General features: G+C 71.3%; 19 protein-coding genes. 16 read left to right on the top strand and 3 right to left on the bottom strand.

Translation table 11 applies throughout. The features are described 5' to 3' along the window. Positions 1–111: 111 nt before the first annotated feature. The gene (locus ACFHWS_RS09405; RefSeq protein WP_416550842.1) at positions 112–324 is read right to left on the bottom strand and encodes a hypothetical protein; all 213 of its coding nucleotides are present in this window, start codon (positions 322–324) and stop codon (positions 112–114) included. 307 nt (positions 325–631) lie between these two features. After that, complete coding sequence (fdhD, locus tag ACFHWS_RS09400; protein WP_416550841.1) at positions 632–1,480, bottom strand: formate dehydrogenase accessory sulfurtransferase FdhD; 849 nt, start codon at positions 1,478–1,480, stop codon at positions 632–634. A 93-nt stretch (positions 1,481–1,573) separates the two neighbouring features. Between fdhD and ACFHWS_RS09395 the strand changes: the two genes are divergently transcribed. From ACFHWS_RS09395 to ACFHWS_RS09380, 4 genes are all read left to right on the top strand, one after another. Then, on the top strand, positions 1,574–1,840 hold the full coding sequence (locus ACFHWS_RS09395) for a ribbon-helix-helix domain-containing protein (RefSeq protein WP_416568029.1): 267 nt from the start codon (positions 1,574–1,576) through the stop codon (positions 1,838–1,840). Positions 1,841–1,866: 26 nt separating this feature from the next. Next, a complete protein-coding gene (locus ACFHWS_RS09390; protein ID WP_416568028.1) occupies positions 1,867–2,229 on the top strand; it encodes a type II toxin-antitoxin system VapC family toxin in 363 nt (120 codons plus the stop codon). 129 nt (positions 2,230–2,358) lie between these two features. Further along, on the top strand, positions 2,359–3,666 hold the full coding sequence (locus ACFHWS_RS09385; RefSeq protein ID WP_416550838.1) for a helix-turn-helix transcriptional regulator: 1,308 nt from the start codon (positions 2,359–2,361) through the stop codon (positions 3,664–3,666). Between the two features lie 45 nt (positions 3,667–3,711). After that, on the top strand, positions 3,712–4,080 hold the full coding sequence (locus tag ACFHWS_RS09380; RefSeq protein ID WP_416550837.1) for a hypothetical protein: 369 nt from the start codon (positions 3,712–3,714) through the stop codon (positions 4,078–4,080). Between the two features lie 18 nt (positions 4,081–4,098). Here ACFHWS_RS09380 and ACFHWS_RS09375 read toward each other — a convergent pair whose 3' ends face one another. After that, a complete protein-coding gene (locus ACFHWS_RS09375) occupies positions 4,099–4,923 on the bottom strand; it encodes a prepilin peptidase (RefSeq protein ID WP_416550836.1) in 825 nt (274 codons plus the stop codon). A 619-nt stretch (positions 4,924–5,542) separates the two neighbouring features. Between ACFHWS_RS09375 and ACFHWS_RS09370 the strand changes: the two genes are divergently transcribed. The 12 genes from ACFHWS_RS09370 to ACFHWS_RS09315 are packed head-to-tail and all read left to right on the top strand — an operon-like array spanning position 5,543 to position 15,022. Then, a complete protein-coding gene (locus tag ACFHWS_RS09370) occupies positions 5,543–6,070 on the top strand; it encodes a hypothetical protein (RefSeq protein WP_416568058.1) in 528 nt (175 codons plus the stop codon). After that, positions 6,064–6,999, top strand: a complete 936-nt coding sequence (locus ACFHWS_RS09365) for a hypothetical protein (protein WP_416568027.1) — start codon at positions 6,064–6,066, stop codon at positions 6,997–6,999. Before ACFHWS_RS09370 ends, ACFHWS_RS09365 begins: the two co-directional genes overlap by 7 nt. Next, entirely contained in the window at positions 6,996–7,649 is a 654-nt protein-coding gene (locus ACFHWS_RS09360; RefSeq protein WP_416550834.1) for an SAF domain-containing protein, read from the top strand. The genes ACFHWS_RS09365 and ACFHWS_RS09360 overlap by 4 nt, the downstream gene beginning before the upstream one ends. A gap of 3 nt (positions 7,650–7,652) precedes the next feature. After that, positions 7,653–8,453, top strand: a complete 801-nt coding sequence (locus ACFHWS_RS09355) for a ParA family protein (protein ID WP_416568026.1) — start codon at positions 7,653–7,655, stop codon at positions 8,451–8,453. Then, on the top strand, positions 8,443–10,296 hold the full coding sequence (locus tag ACFHWS_RS09350) for a CpaF family protein (RefSeq protein WP_416568025.1): 1,854 nt from the start codon (positions 8,443–8,445) through the stop codon (positions 10,294–10,296). The genes ACFHWS_RS09355 and ACFHWS_RS09350 overlap by 11 nt, the downstream gene beginning before the upstream one ends. Before the next feature lie 2 nt (positions 10,297–10,298). Then, a complete protein-coding gene (locus ACFHWS_RS09345) occupies positions 10,299–11,201 on the top strand; it encodes a type II secretion system F family protein (protein WP_416568057.1) in 903 nt (300 codons plus the stop codon). Further along, positions 11,201–12,067 (top strand): type II secretion system F family protein, encoded by an 867-nt coding sequence (locus ACFHWS_RS09340; protein WP_416551090.1) that lies wholly within the window; start codon positions 11,201–11,203, stop codon positions 12,065–12,067. The genes ACFHWS_RS09345 and ACFHWS_RS09340 overlap by 1 nt, the downstream gene beginning before the upstream one ends. 58 nt (positions 12,068–12,125) lie before the next feature. Beyond that, positions 12,126–12,368 carry a hypothetical protein gene (locus tag ACFHWS_RS09335; RefSeq protein ID WP_416550831.1) on the top strand — a complete coding sequence of 81 codons (243 nt, stop codon included), beginning with the start codon at positions 12,126–12,128 and terminating at the stop codon, positions 12,366–12,368. Beyond that, the gene (locus tag ACFHWS_RS09330) at positions 12,365–12,862 is read left to right on the top strand and encodes a TadE/TadG family type IV pilus assembly protein (RefSeq protein WP_416550830.1); all 498 of its coding nucleotides are present in this window, start codon (positions 12,365–12,367) and stop codon (positions 12,860–12,862) included. The genes ACFHWS_RS09335 and ACFHWS_RS09330 overlap by 4 nt, the downstream gene beginning before the upstream one ends. 2 nt (positions 12,863–12,864) lie before the next feature. Next, a complete protein-coding gene (locus ACFHWS_RS09325) occupies positions 12,865–13,338 on the top strand; it encodes a TadE/TadG family type IV pilus assembly protein (RefSeq protein ID WP_416550829.1) in 474 nt (157 codons plus the stop codon). Beyond that, positions 13,335–13,805 carry a pilus assembly protein TadG-related protein gene (locus ACFHWS_RS09320; RefSeq protein WP_416550828.1) on the top strand — a complete coding sequence of 157 codons (471 nt, stop codon included), beginning with the start codon at positions 13,335–13,337 and terminating at the stop codon, positions 13,803–13,805. The genes ACFHWS_RS09325 and ACFHWS_RS09320 overlap by 4 nt, the downstream gene beginning before the upstream one ends. Positions 13,806–13,837: 32 nt before the next feature. After that, positions 13,838–15,022, top strand: a complete 1,185-nt coding sequence (locus ACFHWS_RS09315; protein WP_416550827.1) for a LysM peptidoglycan-binding domain-containing protein — start codon at positions 13,838–13,840, stop codon at positions 15,020–15,022. Positions 15,023–15,045 lie beyond the last annotated feature (23 nt).

The raw sequence follows: 15,045 nt of genomic DNA, 5'->3' as shown, positions 1-15,045 counted from the left end.
GCTGAGATACCTAATCCCTTGGTCGATAGGTATCTCAGCCTCACATCGGCGCGTGAGCCGGTCAGGTAGAGCCGTGCGCGAGGACCTGGTAGCCGAGTTGCTGGTTGTAGGTCATCCGCGGGCGCAGGGTGGGACCAGTTCGGTCGCCTCGGTGGACCAGTGGTGTCCCCGGTTGCCGTCGAGTCGGCGGTGGCGGGCCGACGTCGTCTGCCGCTGTCGCCGCACCTCGCGGCGCAGGTGGTGCAGCCGCTGGGAGGCCGTCGACCGGCCGAAGCGCCAGTCGAGCCGCCGCAGCCACCAGTCACGGATCATCTCGGTGATCATTCTTCTCCCTTGATCGATTGGGTCGATGGTCAGGTTTCTGCGCGCCGGGGTAGTCGGTAGAGTCCGTGGCGTTGGACGAAGATCTCCCGCCGGTCGGCGGCGTTGCCGTGGCGGTCGATGACGTATCAGGTCAGCCAGATCCATCCCTCGACGCAAGGGTTTTCCCGACCCGGTCGCGGTCCTCGCAATGGGTTCGGTGTGGCTGAAGTCGGACGTCGAGCGCTGGATCCAGGAGAACCGGCGACAGACGTGAACTTATTGGGCACGCGGAGTCCGGCGGGCCGTACGGCGACCGCCAGCGTCGGGTTCAGTCGGTGAGGCGGTCGGCGCCCGCGTAGACGTTCATCGTCGATCCGCGCAGGAACCCGACCAGGGTCATCCCCGCTTCTTCGGCGAGGGCGACCGCCAGACTGCTCGGCGCGGAGATCGCCGCGAGCACCGGGATGCCGGCCATCCACGCCTTCTGGGTGAGCTCGAAGCTGGCCCGCCCGGAGACCAGCAGCAGATGACCGCGCAGCGGCAGCAGGTCCTCCCGGGCTGCCCAGCCGATCAGCTTGTCGACGGCGTTGTGCCGGCCGACGTCCTCGCGTACCACCCGGAGCTGCCCGTCGGCGGTGAACAGGCCGGCGGCGTGCAGCCCACCGGTGCGGTCGAAGCCCTGCTGGGCGGCGCGCAGCTGGTCCGGCAAACCGGCCAGGGTCCGCGGGCTGAACGTCGCCTGGTCGGCGGCCACGTCGAACCGGGACCGGGTGCGTACGGCGTCGATGCTCGCCTTGCCGCACACCCCGCAGGAGCTGGTGGTGTAGAAGTTGCGGGCCGGGTCGGTCTGCGGCGGCGGAACGTGCCCGGCGAGCGTCACGTCGACCACGTTGTACGTGTTCGGTGTGTCGGTGCCGGCGCACAGTTGGGCGGTCACCACGTCCTCGGCGGCCCCGATCACACCCTCGGTCAGCAGGAAGCCGATCGCGAGGTCGATGTCGTTTCCCGGCGTACGCATGGTGACGGCCAGCGGGGGACGCCGCGCCGCGCCGGCGGGGCCGACCCGGATCTCCAGCGGCTCCTCCCCGGAAATCGTGTCCATCCGACGGACCTGCCGGGTCGACCCACCGCCGACGTCGATCCGCAGTACGGTGCGCCGCTCGTTCGCCCTGCCCATGCACTCCATCCTGCCCCGGTCCGCAGGTGGCGAACGGGCCGGGAGGGCGGCAGCACTCGCCTCAGGTGCTGCCATATCGCTATTGGTGTACGTATGGCGGCCAAGAAGATCACTGTGACCCTCCCCGAGGAACTGGTCGAGGCGCTCGGCGAGGCTGCCCGCGACGTTGGCGTCCCCTTGTCGAGGCTGGTGGCGAGCGCTGCGGAAAGTGAGCTCCGGCGGCGGGTCGGGCGGCGGTTGGTCGCCGACTGGCAGGCCGAGCGCGGTGCGTTCGCCGTAGAAGAGATCGCTGCGGCACGTGCGGAGATGGCTGCCGCCGACGCCCAGGCGCTTCGCGCGCCCGGTCGGGCGGCCGCGTGACCATCCCTCACGTCTACGACACGGGGGTGCTGCTGGCGATCGACAGCAATGACCGACGGATCTGGGCGATACACCATCTGGCCGTGGAGGAAGGGCGGCGTCTGCTCGTCCCTTCCGTCGTGGTCGGCCATGCCTGGCGAGACACCCGCCGTCAGGTCCAGCTCGGACGGTTCCTGAGCAGCTGCGAGATCGTGCCAGTCGGTCTGGAACTGGCCAAATCGGCCGGGGTGCTGTGCGGGAAGGCCGGTACGCGTGACGTGGTCGATGCCAGCGTGGTCACCATCGCGCTTGCCTGCGGCGGGATCGTCTTCACCAGTGACCCGGAGGACATCGCGCACCTGTCGGTTGCCTCGGACGTCAAGCCAGGGCTGGTCATCCGCCGCCTCTGAAATCCGTCAGCACGATACTGGGCCCGAGTGCTTCCGAGGCATCTGTGACGCATCTGGGGCGACCGGACGGCTCAGTCAAGCGCAGCCTCCCGTACGCTGGAACGGGAGTCCCAAAGGGCGGAGGTGCCTGTGGCAGTCAAGCGCCGCCGGTTCGTCGAGCGTCGGAAGGCGCTCGGTTTCAGCCAGGAGACTCTCGCCGAGAAGATCGGCGTGGACCGTACGACGATCGCCCGACTCGAACACGGCGTCACCACCCCCTATCCGTATACGCGGTTGAAGCTGTGCAAGATCCTGGAGGTAACGGCAGAGCAGCTCGACCACTGGCTAATGGGTGGGGACGAGGACCTGTCTCCTCCTGTTCCTACACCTCGACCAACCGCCGCCGGCCCGGTTCCGGTCCGGTCAGAGCCGACGGGTGTACTCGACGACATGCATCGCCGCGAACTTCTCCGCCTGATAAGCGTCGCGGGTGCCCTCACGGCACTACCAACTGGAAGCCACGGGGCGGCTCTGCTCCCGGCGACCCTGGCTCATGAGGCCGGTGACCTGGATCAATACGCAGAACTCAACGCCCGCCTGTGGCAGGTCTTCGGGCTGACCAGGCCCAAGCGCCTCGTCTACCCATTGGTCCAGGAGCAGGCCGCCGTGCTGGTCGACCGGCTCGACCGGGCACGTACGGGGGCCGAGCACCGCAGGCTGTGCGTGCTGGCATGCGACCTGTTCCAACTGGCGGGCGAGATCTTTTTCGACGCCGACCAGTACGCCGAGGCTGCACATTGTTACTCGTTGGCGGCGTCGGCGGGTCGTGAGTCGCGTTCCTACGACCGCTGGGCCTGCGCCTTGACCCGGCAGGCGTTTGTCAACCTGTACGACCAGCAGTACAGCCGGGCCGTGACCGTGCTCGACGCCGCAGCACGGATCGCCCAACGTGGCGATAGTCAACTGTCCACCCGCCATTGGGTCGCAGCTGTGCAGGCTCAGGCGTTCGCAGGACTGGGCGACCGGGAAGCTTGCGAACACGCCTTGGATACCGCTGAGCAGGTGCACGGTCTCGACGGCCTGGCCAGTCCTGGTGGCTGGCTGCGTTTCGATGGAAGCCGGATATGCGAGGAGCGAGGCGCCTGTCACCTTGCATTGGGGCAGGTCGATCTGGCCGAGCGTGCGCTCTTTGCGGCCAGCGCCGGTACGATGTCGCCGCGTCGTCGGGGTGGCATCCTGGCCGATCTTGCATTGCTGAGCGCTCAACGTACCGACATCGATCGGATGCTCCGGTACGGCAGCGAAGCTGTCGGCATCGCCGAGCAAACCCACTCCGTCGGTTACCTGGGCCGGAAGGTGCAGGGCTTCCAGCGCCAACTCACGCCGGCCCTGTTGGCTGATGCTCAGGTCGCACAGCTGAACGACCGGATAACCGGCCTGCTGACGGCTGCAGCCTGACGGCGAAATGATCTGATGACGAGACGAGAGGAATCAGGGCCGATCATGACCGACGAGCGGGGTCGCCACTTCCGTGAGGCGTGGACAGCCGGGGTGCTCCGGCATTATCCGGGCGAGCCGAAGCCCGGTTACGTCGCCCCGTGGGAGGCCACCCCCGAATGGGAGCGACAGGCCGCTTCGGCCGTGTTCGGCCAGATTCACGACTTCGTGCAGGTCAGTTCCGGTTGCACAGCGAAGCTGAGCCGGGAGCAGAAGGGGCGTTTTGTGGCGTTGTGCTGGATCGCCCAGATCCACAAGCACTTCGACGATCCGAAGCCGTCGTACGTGGCCGACTGGGACGCGTTGCCAGCCTGGCAGCAGGAGACCGACGCGGACATCTTCGAGCATGTCGAGCGGATCTGCATTTCGGCGTGAGTCGGGGTGAGGTTGTGCTCAGCCCGCCGGCAGTCGACTGGCCAGCAGCACCCCGACGACGGCCCCGAGCACCAGGAATGGCCCGAACGGTAGCTGCTGGGTCCACCGGATCCGCCGGGCGACCAGCAGGACCACTGCCACGCCGCCCGAGCCCACGAAGGCGACCAGCAGCCCGAGCAGCACGATCGGCCAACCGAACCAGCCGAGCACCGCGCCGACGCTGAGCGCCAGTTTGGCGTCGCCCAGCCCGAACCCCCTGGCGCCGAAAGCCAGGGTGGTGGCGGCGAACAGCGCCGCGACGCCCGTACCGGCGATGACCGCCCGCAGCCAGGCCGCTGACGGCTCACCCAGCAGCACCGCCGCGCCGAACAGCGCCCAGGTCCCGGCGGCGGCCGGGTAGGTGAGCCGGTCCGGCAGCCGGTGCACCGCGAGGTCGACGAAGACCAGCGGGACCATCCAGGCCGCCCACCAGATCAGCGCCAGAACCACCGGCCAGGGATGGCCGGTGGACACCAACGCTGCCAGCGCCGCGATGGCGACCACCTCGACGGCGAACGGTGGCGGGCCGACCCGGGCACCGCAGCCGCCGCATCTGGCCAGTGGGGACAGCGACGCCATGGGGGACAGTGACCCCGCCCGGCCGGCCGCGCCGAGCGGCGTGCCGCACCGTGGACAACCGGTGCGCCACGGTTCGCCGGGTGCCACCGAGTGGACGGCGGCGGCCCGGCGCAGCACGGGCAGCACCAGCAGTACGCCGAGCAGCCTGCCGGCCTGGCCGGGCCGTCGCCCGGCGGGGGCCGGTGCCGACTCGGTCCCGATCGGGCGCTCGTTACCGGTGATCATCCCTGCGCCCTCTCCCGGCCTCCGCGACGTCGGTCACGGTCCGTGTTTTCATGATCGCTTACTTTCGGTGTCGACCGGCCTGGCGGAGTCCGGTCGACCGGTTTCGGCTCGCACCGTGGTCGGCTCACCGGTTGGCAGCGGTCGCGCTGGCCGTCGACTTCCAAATGGGACAGAATCCGGCGCAGGCTGGCAATTCGCGATGGCGACTGTCGGTTTTCGATCACCGCCGCCCACTTGACAGACGTACTCGGATGCGTCTTAGGGCGGTGATCGGAATGACCGGGCATCGCACCGCCCTCCATCGGGACCGGACTCGAAGATCGTAACCCTGAGTATTGTTCTGAATTGCCCCTGTTGCTGTCGCGGGCGTCAGCCTATGCTCCCCCCTTGAGCGATGCACTACCGCCGGGAAACATCCGACCGACCGGCGGAAATGCGTCGGTCGACACCTGGCCGGACCAGCCGGAGGCAGCACTGGATCATTCCAGCGGACAGTACGGCAACGCCCCAACACATCGATGTTGGCAATAGTGCTTGTCGCCCTGCGCCACCCTGGCCGGCCCGGCGGGCACCGAGGAGGACGGACGTGAGGCCAAGTCAGCGCCCCTGGCCAGCGGTGATGCTGGCCGCGTCGGTGCTCGCGGCTGCCGCACTCGTCGGCTGCGCCAGCGAGCAGTCCGCCACCCTGCCACCACTGCGCGTACCGGCGGCGACCGACGACCCGGCCACCGCCGAGGCCGCCGAAGCCGCGCTCGCCGCGTACAACGGCTACCTCGCCGCCGCCGAGAAGGCCGAACACGCGGCCGACCCCCACCACCCCGAGTTGAAGAAGTATCTGGCGGATCCGCTCCTGGCGCAGGTCCGGCTGAGCATTCGAGACGCGAAGGAGCACGGCGCGATGCGGATCGGCTCGCTAATCTCCGAACCGACGGTGACCGAGGTGAATCTGGATTCGGTCCCGGTAACCGTGGTTATCCAGGACTGCCTGGACGCCACGAATTACCGGATGGTCTACGCCGACGACACCGACACGGTCGTTCCCGGCACCGAAGTGAGTCGCTACCTGGCCACCGCCACCGCGACCCGCTACGACGACGGTCGCTGGCTGATCAGCGGCGGCTTCTCGCACCGGGACCAGCCATGCTGACCGGGGTCGCCGCCACCAACCGTCGCCGGTTCGCCGGGCTGGTCCTCGTCGCCCTGCTGACCGCTGTCGGGCTGACCGCCGCTGCACCGGCTGCCGCCCAGTCGTCCGGCGGCGGCTGCGCGGTCACCCAACCCGAGTGCGACGGCTGGGTCGAGGGGCCGGGCAACCCCGGCGGCCCCGGTCACGACGGCGGTGGCGGACCCGGCGACGGCGGCGGTGGGGACGGCGGAGCCGAGCCCTGCTACCGCGACGGCGTCGAGCTGCCCTGCTACGACGAAGTCCTCGGCTGGTTCAACCGGGAGAACGGGTGCTACTACATGCGGGCCGAGCCGCAGCCGCCGGACGCTGAGCCCGGCCAAACCGCGTATCAGATCAGCTGCGTCGCCGGTCTGGTCTCCCGGGACCCGGAGTGGCTCACCGACCCGCCGCCAGGCTATGGGGCGCCGCCGGACCCGTACGAGCTGCGCCGCCGCGCGTACGCCCGAATCCAGTTCGAGAAGCCGGTCATCCACACCGCGCCCGACCCGGACAAGCCCGGCCTGGTCGGTCTGCCGGTCTGGGTGTGGTCCGAGGAGTCCAACGCCGTCTGGGGGCCGCTTGATGAGGACGAGGCGGACCGCGACGTCAGCGTCCGGGTCGTGGCCGAAGTCGACGAGATCACCTTCAACATGGGCAACGGCGACAGCTTCAGCTGCGAACGGGACGAGGTCTTCGACGCGTACGACCCGGTGGCCGACAACCCCTGGAACCCTGGCTGCGGCTACGACGACGGCTACCCGACGCCGGGCAGCTACCGGATCGTCGCCACGGTCGACTGGAAGGTCTCCTGGACTTTTAACGGGGTCGAGCAGGGCGTCTTCGCGAACCAGCAGATGACGAGCGACCCCATCGAGATTGAGATCGACGAACTGCAGGTGGTACGGCGATGACCGTGGCGACGACACGTACCGGCCAGGGCGGCGTCGACGCCCCGGTCACCCCGCCGAAGATCGTCCGGCAGCGACGGGTCCGGCCCGGCCTGCTCGGGCTGGCGGTGCTGCTGATCGCCCTCGGCGGGCTCGGGTCCGCCTTCGCGCTCACTTCGGTCCGGTCCACCGGCTCCTACCTGGCCGTCGCCCGGGACGTGTCGGTCGGTACGGTGCTGTCCGCCGACGACCTGGTGACCGTCCAGGTGGCCGGTGGGCAGGCGATCAAGCCGGTGCCGGCCAGCCAGCTCGACCAGGTCGTCGGGCTGCGGGCAGCGGTCGCCCTGGTCCCCGGCAGTCTGCTCACTCCGGCGCAGCTGACCAACGAGCCGATGATCGGGCCGGACCAGCAGCAGATCGCCATCGGACTGCGGGCCGACCAGGTGCCGGCCCGGCAGCTGAACCCCGGCGACAAGCTGATCCTCGTCGGCACCCCGACGCGTAACGCCAGTGAGAACGCGGTCACCCGGTTCGACGCGACCGTGATCGACGTGGCCGCCGACGACCGCAGCGGGGTCATCGCCTACCTGGCGCTCGCCTCGCGGGACGTGCCGGCGGTGGTGGTGCTCGCCGCCGAGGACAGGATCGCGGTCGTGCTGGCCCCGGCAGCCTGACAGATGGCCATCGTCGCGCTCGTCTCCGCCAAGGGTTCCCCCGGCGTCACCACCAGTGCGCTCGCCTGCACGCTCTCCTGGCACCACCGGGTGGTGCTGGCCGAGTGCGATCCGGCCGGCGGGACGTTGATGGCTGGCTACCTCGGCGGTGCCCTAAAGGGCCGGCGGGGGATCGGGGAACTGGCGGTCAGCGAGTTGCGCGACGGCAACCTCGAGGAGGCCTTCTGGAGCCAGCTGGTCGACCTGGACGCCCCCCGCCGGGAGCGGCTGCTGCTGCCCGGCGTGGTCGACCCGACGCAGATCGGCAGCGTCACCCCGCTGTGGCAACGGTTCGCCGACTTCTTCGTCGGCCTGGAACACGGCCGTCCACCGTACGATGTGATCGTCGACTGTGGCCGACTTTACGTCGCTAATCCACCGTGGCCGGTCCTACGGGCGGCGACTGTCGTCCTGGTGGTGGCCGCCGCGCACCTGCCCGACCTGTCCAGCGCCCGGGCGGCGGTGACCACGATCGAGCGGGACTTCGCTGAGCACCGGGTGCCGCCCGGTTCGCTGCGGCTGCTGCTGGTCGGTGACGGCCACAGCCGCGCCGAGATCAGCAAGGCCCTGCAGCTGCCGGTGATCTCCCGGTTGCCGGCCGACCCCCGTACCGCCGAGGTGCTCAGCCACGGCGGCACCGTCAAGCTCAACCGGCCGCTGCTGCGGGCGGCCGGCGCGTTGGAGGTCCCGGTCCGTTCGCTGATCGAGCGACGGCAGGCCCGGCTGCGGTGGGCTACGCCGGAAGGGGTGCCTAATGCGATTTGAGCCAGTGCTGAGCGACCCCCGCGACGAGTCCGACAACACCGCCGGCCGGCCGCAGCGGCCGGCCCGGGACCGGCCGGACCCGCTCACCTCGATCACGCCGCCGCTCGGTCCGAACGGCATCCCGGGCGAAGCCGCCCCTGGCGACGCAGTACCGCCTGCCGCGACGCGGCACAGTGGCGTACCGCTGCGTCCAGCGCAGCACGGCCACAGCGCGCGGCACAGTTGGCCGCTGGTTGTCCCGGTCAGCGCGGCACCGGCGGGCAACACACCGGCCGCTCCGCCTACCCCGGGTGCACCCCGGCCCGGTATCCAGCCCGGTACCACACCGGCCACCGCGCCTCCCGTGACCCCGCCGCGCCCCGCCCCGCCGCCCGTCGTGCCGCCGCCGACCGCGTTGGCTCCAGCCACCGCGCCGCCGGCCACCCCCGACGCCACCGGCACCGGTGCGCTGGCCCGGCCGCGTACCGACTTCGCACTGGTCCGCGAGCTGCGCCGGGAGCTCAGCACCCGGCTCACCCGCTGGCAGCGGGGTCGCGAGTTCACCATTGACGAGGAGGACGTCGAGCGGGCCCGGATCGCTGTCGCGGTCGTCGCCGAGTACGCCGACCAGGTCCGCCGGGCCGGCACCCCGCTGACCGCGTACGAGGAACGGGTGCTGCTCGACCAGGTCACCGCCGAACTCGTCGGGCTCGGCCGGCTGCAGACCCTGCTGGTCGACGACACCATCGAAGAGGTTCACATCCTCGGTTGTGACCAGGTGCGGATCACCCGGCGCAACGGGCAGGTGGACTGGCACGCCCCGATCGCCGACAGCGACGACGAGCTGGTGGAGATCCTGCAGGCGGCCGCCCGCCGGGCCGGGGCCACCGAACGGTCGCTGTCCACCTCGAAGCCGACGCTGGACCTGCAACTGCCCGACGGCAGCCGGCTGGCCGCCGTCTACCTGGTCAGCCACCGCCCGTACGCGGTGATCCGCAAGCACAACACCCTGGACATCAGCCTCGACGACGTGGCCGGCGGCCGACCCGACCTGGACGAGATGATCGACGTGCTGGTCCGCGACTTCCTGCGGGCGTCGATGCGGGCCGGGCTGAACATCATGGTCGCCGGGCTGGCCGGGGCCGGTAAGACCACCATTATCCGGGCGTTGATGGACGAGATTCCGCCCGACGAGCCGTACGTGCTGCTGGAGGAGAGCCGCGAACTGCTGCCGGCCCGGCGTACCGACCGGCACCGGGCGGTGATGAGCTTCGAGGCACGGGAGGGGCACGGCGAACGCGGTTTCGACGGCCGACCGGCCGGTGAGGTGAGCATCGCCGACCTGATCCCGGTCTCGCTGCGGATGGGCGTACTGCGGATCATTGTCGGTGAGGTCCGGTCCCGGGAGATCGTGCCGATGCTGCAGGCGATGACCACCAGCCGCGGCTCGATGTGCACCATCCACGCCCGGACCCCGTCCGGGGTCGGCGAGCGGATCGTCGAGCTGGCCCTGTCGCACGGCCGGGAGATGACCGTCGACCAGGCCCGCCGGATGGCCGGCAACGCCCTCGACCTGATCGTCTACGTCACCGTCGAGGACGAGACCGGCATCGGCGGCCGCAAGCACCGGTTCGTCTCGCACGTCGAGGAGGTGATCGGGGTCGGTGAGGGCGGTCGGATCGCCACCACCACCGTCTTCGGCCCCGGCCCGGACGGCCGGGCGGTCCCCCGGCACCTGCCGGAACGAATCCGGGAGCAGCTGCTGCGGGTCGGCTACGACGCCCGGATGTTGTCCCGCTACATCGAGGCCGGCGTCGGTGCCTGGCGTCGGCCCCGGCACACCGTCCTGCGGGGGCACCGGTGAACCTGCCCGCCAACATCGAGGTGATCGCGGTCGTCGCCGGCGCCGCCTGCATCGGCGGCCTGGTCCTCGCCGTCGTCGCGCTGATCGGCACCAGCCGACCACCCGGGCCGCCGTCGCGCGCCGGGCTGCCGGTGCGTCGGCTCTGGCTGGGCTCCGGCGCCAGCCGCCGCGAACAGCGCCAGCATCAGGCGCTGCTGGTCGCCGCCGGGCTGGTCGGCGCGTTCGCCTTCCTGATCACCGGCCTGCCGGTGGCCGGCGTGCTGGTCGCGGTCGCCGTGCCGGGGGCGCCGTGGCTGTTCAACGTCGGCAAGGCCGAGCGGCGGGCGATCGCCCGGATCGAAGCCGTCGGCGAGTGGACCCGCCGACTCAAGGACGTCTCCGGCACCGGCCAGGGCCTGCAGCAGGCAATCATCGGCACGGTCAGCACCGCCCCTGAGCAGATCAACCCGGAGGTACGGGATTTGGCATCCCGGCTACAGGCCGGCTGGCTGGGCCGGACCGCGCTGCTGGCGTTCGCCGACGAGATCGGCGACCCGGTCTGCGACCAGGTGGCGGCGGCGTTGATCCTGCACCTCACCGACCGGGGCGAGCGGCTCGGTGACGTCCTGGGGTCGATCGCGAACGCGGCCGCCGCCGAGGTCGCCACCCGTCGCGAGGTGGAGGCGAAACGCACCCAGCCCCGGTTCGCGGTGCGGTTCCTGACCGTGATGACCCTGCTGGTCCTCGGGTACGGGCTGGTCAACCCGGACTACATGGCGCCGTACGGCACGCCGACCGGCCAACTGGTGATGGTCTCGCTGGGCGGCCTGTTCGTCGCGCTGCTCGTCTGGGTGCGGCAGATGAGCATCCCGCCCCGACCGGCCCGGTTCCTCGCCGCCCCGGACCCCGACGAGGTGCTGACATGATCCTCAACTGGCAGTTGACCGTCGCGGTGGTCAGTGGGGCGCTGATCGGCCTCGGGGTCTTCCTGCTGCTGCGGGAGACCAGCCCGGCCACGCCGGCGCTCGGGCCGGCGCTGCGCCGGCTGCACCACGCTCAGAGCCGGCCGGGTGTGGTCACCGCGGACAGTGACCTGGTCTGGCTGACCGGCGTGGTCCGGTGGCTGCGGCCACCGCACAAGGAGCTCGCCCTGCTCGGCCGGACCCCGGAGCAGTACGCCCTGTCGCTGCTGCTGTCGGCGTTGATCGGGCTGGTCGCGCCGCCGGTGCTGGGCATGGCGCTCGGCGTGGTCGGCATCGGCCTGCCGATCGCCGTACCGGTGGCGGCGGGCCTGGTGCTGGCGGCGGCGGCCGCGCTGATCGCCCACCAGGACGTGCTGAGCAAGGCCAGGCAGGCCCGGCGGGAGTTCAGCCGGGCGGTCTGCACCTATCTGGACCTCGTCGCGTTGCAGCTGTCCGCGGCGCACGGGCCGGTGCAGGCGTTGGAACGGGCGGCGAAGGTGTGTGACGGGTGGGTCTTCGAACGGATCCGGGAGGCGCTGCGGCTGGCCCAGCTGCAGATGCATTCGCCCTGGGACGAATTGCGGGACCTCTCCGACCAGATCGGCGTGCCGGAACTCGGTGACGTCGGGTCGATCATGCAGTCGTCGGGCACCGAAGGTGCCCAGGTGCACGAGACGTTGCGCAGCCGCGCCGACTCGTTGCGCGACCAGATCAGGACCGACAACCTGGCTCGGGCGGAGGCGGTCACCGGCCGGCTCGACATCCCGGGAGCGTTCCTGGTCTTCGTCCTGATCGGATTCGTCCTCTATCCCTTCCTGGCCCGGATCTGACCGCCCGGATCTGACCGCCCGGCGGCCATCGGCCAGACCCCCGAAAGGACAAGTCACCATGCAGATATTCACCCGCCTCTACCTCGCGGTGGCCGGCCGGATCGGCGAGCTGCGCGGGGCTGACGAACGGGACCGGGGCGACAGCCCGGTCCCCACCGCGGTGATCATCGTCGGCCTGGCGCTCGTCGCGATCGCCGTCCTCGCCTGGGCGTCGAACCTGGCGTTCGACTTCATGAACGCCAACCCGGATCCGACCAGCGACCTGCCGGACTCGGGCAACTTCCCGGGCGGCGGCGATTGATCGGCGACATGTGCTGTCACTTCGTCGGCCGGCCGGGCCGGACCATCCCCACCCCGGTGGTCCGGCCCGCCTGCACCCCGGTGGCCCGGCCCGCCCGGGACCGGGGCGCGGCGCCGGTCGAGTTGGCGATCCTGCTGCCGGCGATCCTGCTGCTGCTGTTCGCCTCGATCCAGGTCGCCGCGCTGTTCCTGGCCCGTACCGTGGCGTTGAGCGCCGCCCAGCAGGCGGTCACCGCCGAACGCGGCTACGACGCGTTGGGCAGCGGCAACGCCGACACCGGGGTGGGTGCGCAACGCGCCGCCGCGTTCCTCGCCGACGCGGGCGACTGGCTCGACCCGGACCCGCTGCCGGAGCCGTCGGTCGGCCCGGACGGGCGGTACGTGTCGTACACCGTCAGCGGCAAGGCGCTGTCCCTGGTGCCGGGGGTGACGTTCACCGTCAGCGAGACCGCCAACGGCGAGATCGAGCGGTTCGAGCAGGTCGCGGGAGGCTGAACGTGCGGCGACGCCATGCGGGCTGCGACCGGGGCCGTGACCGGGGCTCCGTCTCGGTGGAGGTGGCCATCCTCACCCCGGCGTTCCTGCTGCTGGTCGTCGTCGCCTGGGTGACCGGGCGGACCGTGCTGGCCCGCAACGCCCTGGACGCGGCAGCGCACGACGCCGCCCGCGCCGCGTCCATCTCCCGGTCGGTGACCGAGGCGCAGACCAACGCCGAGTACGCCGCGCAGCAGCGCCTCGACTGGGAGGGCATCGCCTGCGCCGGGGAGCCGGCCGCCGACTTTGCCCCGAACGGGGTGGACACCCTGACCAAGGCGTTCGCCACCGCGCCCGGCAGCACCACCGCGCTGATCCACGTCCGGGTCAGCTGCACGGTCCAGTTCGGCGACCTGGGGCTGCCCTGGGTGGCGCAGGACCGGCTGCTCAGCGCCGACTTCCGTTCCCCGCTCGACCGCTACCGGGGGCGGGGATGAGCCGCCAGCGGCCGGGCGGAAGTCGCCAGCGGCCGGGCGTCAACGGCGACGCGTCCGGTCACCGCGACGCGGGGCGGGTCAGTGTCTTCCTCGCCGTGGCCTTCCTCGCCGTAGCGACCGTCCTGGGGATCACCGTGGACGCCGCCGGCAAGTACCGCACCAAGCAACGGGCGGACAACCTGGCCGCTGAGGCGGCCCGCACCGGCGGGCAGCAGATCGACATCGGTCTGGCAGTCAGCGGGGCGGGCCAGTTCATCGACGTCCCGGCGGCCACCGCTGCGGTAGACCACTACTTCGACGGCATGCCCGGGGTGACCGGGTACACGGTCGAGGTCGCCCCCGATCAGCAGCAGATGACGGTGACCGTCGACATGACCTACGAGACCACCATGCTCAGCCTCTTCGGTTTCCCGCCGGGGATTGCGGTGACCGGGCAGGCCACCGCCGTGCTCCGGACCGACCCGTGACGGGAAGCCGACCCCTCGAGAGGAGCGGCACCATGCGCGCGACCCGCGTTTCCCCCGTCCGGCGCCTCGGGCAGGTCCTCACCGGCCTGGGTGCGCTGACCGTCCTGTTGATCCTGCTCGCTGGCGCACCGGTCGCGCTGATCGCGTTCGCCGGCAACCCGCTGCCCGACCACCTGCCCGGCATCGACGAGATCGGCACCGCGCTGACCAGCCGCGACGACGGGCAGCTGTTCGTTCGGGTGTTGGCGGTGGCCGGCTGGTTGGGCTGGGCGACGTTCCTGCTGTCGGTGCTGGTGGAGGTGCCAGCCCGACTGCTGCGGCGGCCGGCCCCGAAACTGCCCGGCATGGGCCGTCAGCAGCGGGTCGCCGCCGCGCTGGTCGGAGCGATCTCGTTGATCCTGGTGGCCGGTCCGGCGGCGGCGTACGCCGCACCGGGGCCGGTCGAGGCGACCTCGGCGGCGGTGGTGGGCATCGGGTTCGGCAGCGCCCCTGAGCTTGCCGCGCCCGCCGGCCAGCAGGCGACGCCGAACCAGCTCGTCGGTGCCTCCGGGCGGTCCGCCGCGTCGACACCGGCCGCCGCAGGCTCGCCTGCCCCGCTGGTCTCGCCGGCGGCGTTGCACACGCTCGCGTCGGCACCCACCGGCCCGGAAGGCGGCGACACAGCACCGACGGACCAGCCGGACGAGGCGGCGGAGCCGGCTGTGTACCGGGTCGCCAAGGGTGACTACCTCGGCCACATCGCCGACCGCTACCTCGGCGGGTTCAGTGACTACCAGGAGCTGGCCGACATCAACGAGATCGGCGACCCGGACCGGATCCGGGCCGGACAGCTGCTGCGGTTGCCTGCCGAGGCGACGGACACCGGCGTCCGGCCGCACGCCACCGGCACGGTCGTCACCCCGGCGGTGACGCCCGCCCCGGAGCAGCCGACGCCGGAGCAGCCGGCGGCCCCGCAGACCCCGCCGCCCGTCGACGTACCGTCGGACGCCGACCGCCCCGCCTCGCAGGTGGACAACGAGGCGACCGGCAACCTCGGCGGCGGCGTCTCCGCCGGCCGCTCCGGTCCGGTTCAGAACCTGAACCGTCCACTCGCGGTGACCGCGGTGATCACCGCGGCGAGCATCGTCGGCGCGCAGATCGGCACCATGCTCGGGCTGAAGCGGCGTACCGCCGGAACGTCCGGCGAGACCGGCCGGCACCGCCGCGACCGCGCCTGACCTGAGCCCGTACCGACGCGACC

Source organism: Micromonospora sp. LOL_013, from assembly GCF_048060315.1.
Taxonomy (GTDB): Bacteria; Actinomycetota; Actinomycetes; order Mycobacteriales; family Micromonosporaceae; genus Micromonospora_E.
This window is presented reverse-complemented; position numbering and strand designations above follow the sequence as displayed.

Coding starts and splice junctions, on each gene's coding strand:
- ACFHWS_RS09375 (WP_416550836.1), bottom strand. CDS start 4,923: ATGATCACCGGTAACGAGCGCCCGATCGGGACCGAGTCGGCACCGGCC.
- ACFHWS_RS09320 (WP_416550828.1), top strand. CDS start 13,335: ATGAGCCGCCAGCGGCCGGGCGGAAGTCGCCAGCGGCCGGGCGTCAAC.
- ACFHWS_RS09395 (WP_416568029.1), top strand. CDS start 1,574: ATGGCGGCCAAGAAGATCACTGTGACCCTCCCCGAGGAACTGGTCGAG.
- ACFHWS_RS09355 (WP_416568026.1), top strand. CDS start 7,653: ATGGCCATCGTCGCGCTCGTCTCCGCCAAGGGTTCCCCCGGCGTCACC.
- fdhD (WP_416550841.1), bottom strand. CDS start 1,480: ATGGGCAGGGCGAACGAGCGGCGCACCGTACTGCGGATCGACGTCGGC.
- ACFHWS_RS09350 (WP_416568025.1), top strand. CDS start 8,443: ATGCGATTTGAGCCAGTGCTGAGCGACCCCCGCGACGAGTCCGACAAC.
- ACFHWS_RS09370 (WP_416568058.1), top strand. CDS start 5,543: ATGCTGGCCGCGTCGGTGCTCGCGGCTGCCGCACTCGTCGGCTGCGCC.
- ACFHWS_RS09380 (WP_416550837.1), top strand. CDS start 3,712: ATGACCGACGAGCGGGGTCGCCACTTCCGTGAGGCGTGGACAGCCGGG.
- ACFHWS_RS09365 (WP_416568027.1), top strand. CDS start 6,064: ATGCTGACCGGGGTCGCCGCCACCAACCGTCGCCGGTTCGCCGGGCTG.
- ACFHWS_RS09315 (WP_416550827.1), top strand. CDS start 13,838: ATGCGCGCGACCCGCGTTTCCCCCGTCCGGCGCCTCGGGCAGGTCCTC.
- ACFHWS_RS09405 (WP_416550842.1), bottom strand. CDS start 324: ATGATCACCGAGATGATCCGTGACTGGTGGCTGCGGCGGCTCGACTGG.
- ACFHWS_RS09360 (WP_416550834.1), top strand. CDS start 6,996: ATGACCGTGGCGACGACACGTACCGGCCAGGGCGGCGTCGACGCCCCG.
- ACFHWS_RS09335 (WP_416550831.1), top strand. CDS start 12,126: ATGCAGATATTCACCCGCCTCTACCTCGCGGTGGCCGGCCGGATCGGC.